Below are 6,752 nucleotides of genomic sequence, written 5' to 3' on the forward strand. Positions count from 1 at the left end.
ACCCGTTAGTGCAACAATATTTTTCAACTCTCCCGTCTACATTGTATAAGGGCTTCTTTATCAGAAATACCTTTTTGTATTGTAACTTTATTTATTTTAACACCATTTTCTGGAGTATCAGTCAACGTGATATGGATTCTATCATAGGGAGTGTCACCATGGTGTGCACTATAATTTAACGCACTTGGATGAACGATATGTCTTCTTGTATCACCATTTATTCTTTCAACTTTATCTATCTTTGGACACATGATAAAATCTGAGTAAGTTTTGTCGAGGTAGGAAAAATATCTGGTATATAAAGTTTCTTCAAGCAACTCATCTTTAGGTGCCCCAACACTTTCATATTTCCATCCTACCAAGAGCCAATCATACAGGTCTTGCGACTTTAATCGAGTTTTCACTTGATTCTGGGTATATATTACCTCGCCATCTGCTATGGTACATGTTTTTGTTTGATTTTCGGAAATACAATTATAGGCAGGTTCGATAACCGCAACATCCCCGTTTCTCATTTTTATTTTCAACATCGAGACTGTGGGGGGGTTATTTAAATTTAACTCAGTTGCTCCTTCGGAAGGACTTGATGTGTTTATCCATTTAACAACCTTATCGATGATCACTTCTTCATATCCATCATTTTCCTTAAATATACGAGATCCCCCGTTTAAACTGTTTACTCGAACAGATAAAACATCCTCTGCTTTTAATTTTGGTTGAATATTAGCCTTTGCTAATTGTATTGAGGAAAATAATCCAACAAACACCAGGACTAGTACGACTAACTTCTTCACGGTTTAACGCCACCTTTGGATGTAAGTATTGTAGGTATCTTCCCCTTATATTAAAAATAAATACCGAAATAACAGCTGCAAACCAGTCAGATTCCTATTTAAAAAAGTTCGTCATTTGACAGCCTCCGTTTTTAAACTAACCTGCCTCGTTAGTTTAACAAGGACTCTAATGGTCTTATCTAACAGTCGTTATTGAATTGAGTTAGCAATTTCAAACAATGTATCAGGCGTTACCTTAGACACCCTTTTGTCTATGCCAAGCATATATTGCCAATTACCATTTTCGAAAACGAAAAAATTGAATAATTGGTGTTCAACATAAATGGCTTTCTGTCCATTTTTAAGTGTATAGGCTTCCTGATTACCTTTATCCTTAAAAATTAGTTTATTTTTCAAGGGGCGAATATTAATTTTATAATGATTTTCTACTGCCTTTTCATTCACAAACTTGATTTCCAGCGAATCATTGATGTTATATTCCTTATCCTCATAAAATCTTCCGAATTGATGGGTGAAAGGAATAGATGGGTTGATTTTCGGCAATTTTACATCTTTTTTAAAATGATTTTCAAATTCCTTAACTGCTTCTTTTACAGATTTATATCCAACTTCAGCGTACATTTCCTCAATAGAAGGAGGAGTATCATTCGGATTTGCATTTACTGTTCCATAAATAAACCCACAAATTAATATACTTAATAAACCCAATAAAAAAGGTACACTTTTATTCAATTTTATCACCTCAAATTATATTTGGGTTTAGTTTGTCCAGTTCAGTTTCAATAATCCTTATTCAAGTAAACTGCCCAGTTAGTTCAAAAAGAAAAAGAGCTCCCCAAGAAGCCCCTGTTCTTCACTAAAGCACTCATTAGTTAAAGAACTGATTTACTTTATTTTCATCTTTCAAATATTCTTGTATATATTTTCTTAGTTCATCTTCGTTTTTAAATTCACTCAATTCTTTTCCGTACCACTCTTGTAGATTTTCTTTTGTTATTTTATATTCTCGGCTATCAAAATTAAATGTTATCCAATCAACATTTTGAACTAATGAAAATAAAAATGTAGCATTGAATATCGCTGTTTCTTTATAGTTTTGTTCTGATTCTAACCAATCATAATTCAAGATTATTCCATACGGTTTCTCTTTTGTTTTAAGTTCAAACCCTTCCAAATTTTCACCACTTCGTAACTGATTTGCAATGTTTCCTACCGCACTGTTATCGCCTACAAACGAATCTTTATATTGAAATAAATTTCCGTTTTTATTGTTTGCATTACACCCACTTAGAAAAAGCATTATCAATAATAAAAAGATCAAAAAATTAATTATTTTTCTCACTTGGATTCCCCCTTTAATGAATTATCAATCTATACAAACTCACCATAAAAGTACACAAATTATAGTTACAGCATTCTACCCGCTAGCCATACATGTAGCGCAAAATCAGTGCTACACCACAGAGGAAGAAAATGTGTACAGAACGGGCATTAAATACTACTGCTAGCATAGAAAATCAATCAACCATTGCGCCATAGAGCCCTATCCGTTAGTTCGACTTCAACTACCGCGGTGCATCACAGACTGTCGCACCCAATACGGGTGGCACTTATGGGGGATTAATCCTACTCTGGTTACTGCACTAGCTTTCCCTATATTCTAGGAAGAATGGAGTTTGTTCCTGATTTACCTATCATCACAATATTATCATTCTAAAAGCTTGGCTTTTTTTAAAAAAATTCATTTTTTTGTTATGCAGTTTTATAGACATTAGGCGTTTTTTAATTTTCATGGTAGTTGAAGGCTATTTTCATAAAAACGTTACTTATTTTTCATTTTTCTTCCCATTTTCAAAAAAGAACTATTTGGTTGAGATAAGTTAATCTTTTCTGAACACAATAAGCATTAAAGGTGGTGTAAAAGTGAAAATAGTTATTATAGTTCCTTCTTTTTTCCTGTTGTTTCTAATGTCAGCAATATTGAATTATGCTGAACCAGATTATTATCAGCCTGCTGAAAAGTCTAAAGAAGAACTCATGATGGACTTGTTTTTTTCACTACTTTTACCAGATGTTCAAAAGTCTGTTTCTAATTACTATTCAGATTACCTTTACACAAGTCCTATGGTGTACCCGTATCAAATAAAGATTTTAAAGATGGAAATGACTAATGGATATAGAGGTTTCATGTTTTTAGTAACCATTGAAGTCACTCCAGTTGTCGGTCCACATATCCCAGTAGGAAGAGACCAATTAACATTTACTATAACTCCAAGTGAAGTTATCCTTAAAAGCTTTAAGCACATGGAAACTTACGAACTTCTTCCAAATTGGAAAGATATCATAAAGAAAAAGCAAATGATTGTATGATTTGATCATTTTGAAGTTAATCCCCGTTTTTGGGGGATTTCTTTATTACCTAACCTAAAAACAACTTTTATTAATACAGTCAAGATGTTCAACTAACCTGTCCTTCAGTTGAATAACACATATAAATCTTTATCGGGCGAATACTACTTTTGAGGTGAAATTAATGATATTGAAATTATTTTTCACATTTAATATCTTACTTACAGCATTTCAGCCATTTATTAGTAAAGAAAGTCCTATTACATCATCCCAACCCGAAATTAAAAGTATATATACAGATTATCCAAAATACGGAACTTGGGTACAGATCCCAAAAGGAACAAAGAAAATCACATTTCATGTTGTAGCAGAAAATACAGAAACCATCTTATTCTGGTTAATACCAACAGGTACTCAAACTTGGACAGAACGAAAACTTATTGGCTATGATAGTCGAGAAAATCAAACTGATAACAACTTTTCTTTAACTTGGAATATAGATAGGCCATACCTATATGACCATTTATATATTCAAGCAATAGGTGATGATAGGGTGGAACAGGACGAAATCAATTTATATATGGAGTAAAACTTGGATGCTTGTTCAACTAAATATCCCCATTAGTCGAACAAAAAAAGGAGCCGCAACTAAGACTCCTCGTTTCGCTCAAGCACCCGTTTGTTCAACAAAATATGAATGATTACAACCCGTTATTTCTCCCATAGCTCAATCTGTCTACCTTCAGGATCTTTAATCCAAATAAAGTTTCCATATTCACTACTCTCTTTTTCCTTTGCAAGAGGTACACCAATATGTTCAAGATGCTTAATAGTCTCGTTTAGATCATGTACTTGGAAATTCAACATCACTTGCTGTTCTGTTGGGAAGTAAGGGTCATCTTCAGTAAAGAAAGAAAAGGCAGTTTCATTTCCTGAATGGGGTTTAATAATAGTCCCATTCCAATTGTCTATTTCAATCTTCAACACTTCACTGTACCATTTTTTTATAACTTCAAGATTCCCAGTTCTCCAAAATATTCCTCCGAAGCCTTTTATCATCGTTTCTAGCTCCTGTCTGTCTTCAAGTTTTTAGTTTTTCGATTATTAGTAAGTTCCTTCTTCAACTAAAATGCACCCGTTACTTTAAGTAGATTTCTTTACAAACTTAAAATGGTGCGATTGCCCTTATTAAACAATCGCACCTGGTAGTTAAGTAACTTTATTTGACTTGCAGTTTAAACACTCGTCACGAAATGGTGAATCGGGTTTTCAGCCCCGCGGCATTTTGCTCATATCCATATACAACGCGTTCCACCGATGACCATCTGGATCGGCAAAACCGCAGCCATACATCCAGCCATCCTTTTCGCCAGGCTTGCTGAATACAGTGCCGCCTGCACGTTCAGCTTTCAAGGCAAACTCATCAACTTCATCCCGGGAGTTCGCCCCCAAAGAGATTAACACTTCAGTGCCCTGCCGCGAATCCGCAACTGCATTACCAGTAAAACCGCGGAATGCGGATTCCGGGAAGAGCATCAAAACAACCTGGTTGTCGCCGACGATCAAGCTGAATGAGCCGTCTTGACTCGCATACTGCTCATTCAACCGAAAACCGAGCTGGGTATAAAACGCCTTCGCCCGTTCTGGTTCTCGCACTGGCAGGTTCAACCATAATTCTCTCGACATACCTAAAAACCTCCTGATATAGGGATGCAGTAATTACTCGCCCCTATATAAATTCAATGCTTCCTATACTCTTTCCTTCTTGTTTCAAAATTAATCCTTCTTCAACTATCCCTGGTTAGATCAGGTACAACACTTCACAAACTTTAGTTTTTCTCACCCCACTTATCATTTCTTTTTGATTTTAAGCGTCTTAGCAAATGCATAACCATTTAATCCTAGTGACTCGCTAATAACATAGCATTTATAATTATTTTTTGTAGGTATTTTCCAAGTCCATTCGTTTCATCATACCAAATCGGCCAAGCATATAATTTATGGGACTGAAATTGTTCATTGTTCCCTACAAAAAATGTATTCAAATCTACTTCTTCAATATCAAATAAAATACTTCCTGCCATTACATGATCGAAATAATGTGCTTAGTAATTCTCGAATGTAACAGTTACAATTTCATCCGCCACCGTTTCGATATCTAATAGCAATTCATTTTCCAGAAAATTTACTGAGTACCCAATTAACACACCATCGTGAATAGATAATGTCATTCACTTCCTCCTATAAACTACTGCGTTGTATGAAAAAAATTTGAATTACCTATAGCAGTCCCATGATACTTTACTAAAGCTACCCGTTAGTTTAAGAATAACCCTCTCCTAATAAAAGTTATACAATCGATTCATCGACATAAATAATTTGAAAGACTAGGGTAGATAACCTTCCGAGAAATAGAAAACTAGAAACAAAGCAAGAAACATCGTAGCACCTAAAGTTTGATAATAATACGACTTTTCTTCCCGATTAAACGCCCAGAGCTCCAATCCTCTGATTACTTGTTGAGTGAAAAACAGCACAACTATAAGTTTCGGAATGAAGATCCGAGAAAAATGCGCTGGCTCAGCAAAATCTATATAAACAATACCAATGACTGTGAATGCAATGATTGAGATGATTTCTGTAATTAAAAACAATTTATTTCTGTTTTTTGAAAATGGGCGTAACCTTTTTTCTTCAATGTTTAATTTTCTTTTTAAAATGAAATGACTAATTAAGATATATAGCAAAAGAATAATAGAAGCACCTGTAATAAAAACTAACACTCTTTCACTCCCTTACCTAAGATAACTTGTCCCACAAAATTGCCCGATTGTTGAACACAAGTTAAACAACACTGTTCAACTAACCTGCCCCTTCACTTTAATACGTTTAAAATGAATAAAAGTTCCAAATTTAAATTAATTTATCAAAAGTCCATTTTTTCTTCTTGAACAAAACTGCTTCGTTAGTATAATTATGTCATCAAATTAATTTCGTTAAATTCTACCCAAGATTGCATAGAGAAATGCAATAAATAAAACACCTAATGAAATGGAAAGTAACGAGATATACTTCATAAACCCTTTTTCTTTCTTAAAGAAAGCAACGATACCAAGTATTATGCCTGTTAAATAGACACCAAATCCAATGAATATTCCCCACCAACCCAAAATAGTAATATTAATCGGTGGGAAAGCCATATATGCAACAAAAATTCCAACGACAACTAAAATGATGGAATACTTACTAAACTCCCTTTCCATTTTCCCGCCCCACCCTATTCTACCTATCTATTCACACTATTTAGTCTTTCACTTATTGAACTATCCTGCCGAGTTAGTTCAATAAGAACAGAGACGCTTATTTAACAATCGCGCCCGTTTAAGGCAAAACAAAAGATTATAAAAAGACATACTGTTGGTTGCTTCAAATAGTAATTGAGAATAAATCAAAGCATTGTTCATCTTATGAAAGAGAATGGTAATTAGGCTTAGTGATACTTTCTTCAATTTACGAAGCACATCGTTTCATTTTGTTTTTCAATGTTTAAACTCCAAACTGTTTAAAATGATGGTCAAGATGCTTGTATATTCCTTTACCCCATTGCTC

The 6,752-nt window shown here is 34.2% G+C and carries 10 protein-coding genes; 2 read left to right on the top strand and 8 right to left on the bottom strand.

The window, feature by feature from the left end:
- Positions 1-23 precede the first annotated feature (23 nt).
- From I2483_RS11180 to I2483_RS11190, 3 genes are all read right to left on the bottom strand, one after another.
- Positions 24-794 (bottom strand): hypothetical protein, encoded by a 771-nt coding sequence (locus I2483_RS11180; RefSeq protein WP_207175896.1) that lies wholly within the window; start codon positions 792-794, stop codon positions 24-26.
- Between the two features lie 189 nt (positions 795-983).
- Positions 984-1,535, bottom strand: a complete 552-nt coding sequence (locus tag I2483_RS11185) for a carbon monoxide dehydrogenase (RefSeq protein ID WP_346267722.1) — start codon at positions 1,533-1,535, stop codon at positions 984-986.
- 127 nt (positions 1,536-1,662) lie between these two features.
- On the bottom strand, positions 1,663-2,136 hold the full coding sequence (locus I2483_RS11190; protein WP_207175898.1) for a DUF4825 domain-containing protein: 474 nt from the start codon (positions 2,134-2,136) through the stop codon (positions 1,663-1,665).
- 581 nt (positions 2,137-2,717) lie between these two features.
- On the opposite strand from I2483_RS11190, the gene I2483_RS11195 reads away from it, so the two are divergent.
- Together I2483_RS11195 and I2483_RS11200 are read left to right on the top strand one after the other, a co-directional pair.
- Complete coding sequence (locus tag I2483_RS11195; RefSeq protein ID WP_207175900.1) at positions 2,718-3,164, top strand: DUF3888 domain-containing protein; 447 nt, start codon at positions 2,718-2,720, stop codon at positions 3,162-3,164.
- 163 nt (positions 3,165-3,327) lie between these two features.
- Positions 3,328-3,732, top strand: a complete 405-nt coding sequence (locus tag I2483_RS11200) for a hypothetical protein (RefSeq protein ID WP_218624934.1) — start codon at positions 3,328-3,330, stop codon at positions 3,730-3,732.
- 122 nt (positions 3,733-3,854) lie between these two features.
- Here I2483_RS11200 and I2483_RS11205 read toward each other — a convergent pair whose 3' ends face one another.
- The 5 genes from I2483_RS11205 to I2483_RS11220 all read right to left on the bottom strand — a co-directional run bounded on the left by I2483_RS11205 (position 3,855) and on the right by I2483_RS11220 (position 6,406).
- Complete coding sequence (locus I2483_RS11205; protein WP_207175902.1) at positions 3,855-4,202, bottom strand: VOC family protein; 348 nt, start codon at positions 4,200-4,202, stop codon at positions 3,855-3,857.
- 210 nt (positions 4,203-4,412) lie between these two features.
- Positions 4,413-4,829: a VOC family protein gene (locus tag I2483_RS11210; protein ID WP_207175904.1), complete on the bottom strand. Its 417-nt coding sequence runs from the start codon at positions 4,827-4,829 to the stop codon at positions 4,413-4,415.
- A 419-nt stretch (positions 4,830-5,248) separates the two neighbouring features.
- Positions 5,249-5,374 (bottom strand): hypothetical protein, encoded by a 126-nt coding sequence (locus I2483_RS19400; RefSeq protein ID WP_255550400.1) that lies wholly within the window; start codon positions 5,372-5,374, stop codon positions 5,249-5,251.
- Positions 5,375-5,530: 156 nt separating this feature from the next.
- Positions 5,531-5,926, bottom strand: coding sequence for a DUF4181 domain-containing protein (locus I2483_RS11215; protein WP_207175906.1), 396 nt, complete (start codon positions 5,924-5,926; stop codon positions 5,531-5,533).
- Positions 5,927-6,139: 213 nt separating this feature from the next.
- Positions 6,140-6,406 carry a hypothetical protein gene (locus tag I2483_RS11220; protein ID WP_207152778.1) on the bottom strand — a complete coding sequence of 89 codons (267 nt, stop codon included), beginning with the start codon at positions 6,404-6,406 and terminating at the stop codon, positions 6,140-6,142.
- Between the last annotated feature and the right edge of the window lie 346 nt (positions 6,407-6,752).

The organism is Sporosarcina sp. E16_3, assembly GCF_017347125.1.
Lineage (GTDB): Bacteria > Bacillota > Bacilli > Bacillales_A > Planococcaceae > Sporosarcina.

Excerpts from the sequence above, each read along its gene's own strand:
- I2483_RS11200 (WP_218624934.1), top strand. The coding sequence starts at position 3,328 with ATGATATTGAAATTATTTTTCACATTTAATATCTTACTTACAGCATTT.
- I2483_RS11205 (WP_207175902.1), bottom strand. The coding sequence starts at position 4,202 with ATGATAAAAGGCTTCGGAGGAATATTTTGGAGAACTGGGAATCTTGAA.
- I2483_RS11210 (WP_207175904.1), bottom strand. The coding sequence starts at position 4,829 with ATGTCGAGAGAATTATGGTTGAACCTGCCAGTGCGAGAACCAGAACGG.
- I2483_RS19400 (WP_255550400.1), bottom strand. The coding sequence starts at position 5,374 with ATGACATTATCTATTCACGATGGTGTGTTAATTGGGTACTCAGTAAAT.
- I2483_RS11220 (WP_207152778.1), bottom strand. The coding sequence starts at position 6,406 with ATGGAAAGGGAGTTTAGTAAGTATTCCATCATTTTAGTTGTCGTTGGA.